Annotated in this window: 1 protein-coding gene; it reads left to right on the top strand. The window is 69.2% G+C overall.

From position 1 onward, the window contains the following. Positions 1 to 251 precede the first annotated feature (251 nt). Positions 252 to 610: phosphopantetheine-binding protein (locus ACLJWH_RS41985; protein WP_411147078.1), on the top strand; the 359-nt coding region annotated here is incomplete at its 3' end.

Genomic DNA, 610 nt, shown 5'->3' with positions numbered 1-610 from the left:
TTATGTCGGCTTTGGTGGAGGTGTTCACGCGGGGTGTTGATGTCGATTGGGGTGAGGCGTATCGGGGGACCGGCGCTCGTACGGTTGATCTGCCCACGTACGCATTCCAACGCGAACGCCACTGGCTTGACACTCTGACCACCAACACCCTTACCCCGGCGGCCGCTCCGGCTCCGGCCGTGACCCCGGCCGAGGCATCGGCCGCGACCGCGCCGGCAGTGGTCCCCGAACCGCGCGCGATACACACCCTCGTGGCCGAGCAGGTTGCGGCGGCCCTCGGCTACGCCGACGCCCGCCGGGTCGAGCCGCATCACACCTTCACCGACCTGGGCTTCGACTCCTTCACTGCCGTGGAGTTCCGCACCCGGCTCGGCGCCGCCGCCGGTCTGTCCCTGCCGGCCGGCCTGGTCTTCGAGTGCCCCACTCCCAGCGACGTGGCGGACTACCTCATCGACCAACTGACCGGATCGACCGCGCAGGCAGCGGCGGTGGTGGTGGGTCCGGTTGAGGATGATCCGTTGGTGGTGGTGGGGATGGGGTGCCGGTATCCGGGGGGTGTGGGGTCTCCGGGGCAGTTGTGGGATTTGGTGGTGAGCGGTGGGGATGCGGT

The organism is Streptomyces sp. x-80, from assembly GCF_046549095.1.
GTDB classification, from domain to species: domain Bacteria; phylum Actinomycetota; class Actinomycetes; order Streptomycetales; family Streptomycetaceae; genus Streptomyces; species Streptomyces celluloflavus.
The sequence above is the reverse complement of the archived record's forward strand: the minus strand, read 5'-3'. Positions and strand labels throughout refer to the sequence as shown.